The sequence below is a fragment of the Pseudomonas tremae genome, assembly GCF_001401155.1.
Taxonomy (GTDB): Bacteria; Pseudomonadota; Gammaproteobacteria; order Pseudomonadales; family Pseudomonadaceae; genus Aquipseudomonas; species Aquipseudomonas tremae.
On sequence record NZ_LJRO01000110.1, the window covers coordinates 1 to 441 of the forward strand.

At 58.5% G+C, this 441-nt stretch carries 1 protein-coding gene; it reads right to left on the reverse strand.

Annotated elements, in window-relative coordinates:
* Nucleotides 1-66 precede the first annotated feature (66 nt).
* The coding region (locus ALO43_RS30680; RefSeq protein WP_054997362.1) for a BRO-N domain-containing protein at nt 67-441 on the reverse strand (375 nt) is incomplete at its 5' end.

Sequence of the window (441 nt, forward strand, 5' to 3'; positions counted from 1 at the left end):
ACCGTAGGCTGTGTACGAAAAGTCGGCCAGCGTGGCCACTTTTTGTACAGAGCCTGTTTGAAGCGCTCAAGCAGCCCGTTTGCCCAGCAACTTCAGGCGTTTCAGCCAGCCATCTTTCTTGCCGGTCGTCTGGACCTGAACGATTTCCGGCATGTCGCGCAACTTCACCCAGATATCCCCGCGCCATTGCAGCGTACTCAGGGTTGTGCCCTGCCACTGCATTTGGCAGTGAGTGGGGCCGTCGTTGTTGATATCAACGGGGCGGGCGCTCAATGCGGGCAGCACGTCTTGCGTTAGCCAGCGTCGCAGGGCGCGGTTTTCCGGGATGTAATGATGAATCAACAGGGCGAATACCGCAGACTCGCTGATCAGCAGGCATTTTTGCCATTCGCCGTGGGTCAACAACCATGCGGTGCGGCGTTGATCGGCGTCGAGCTTGCG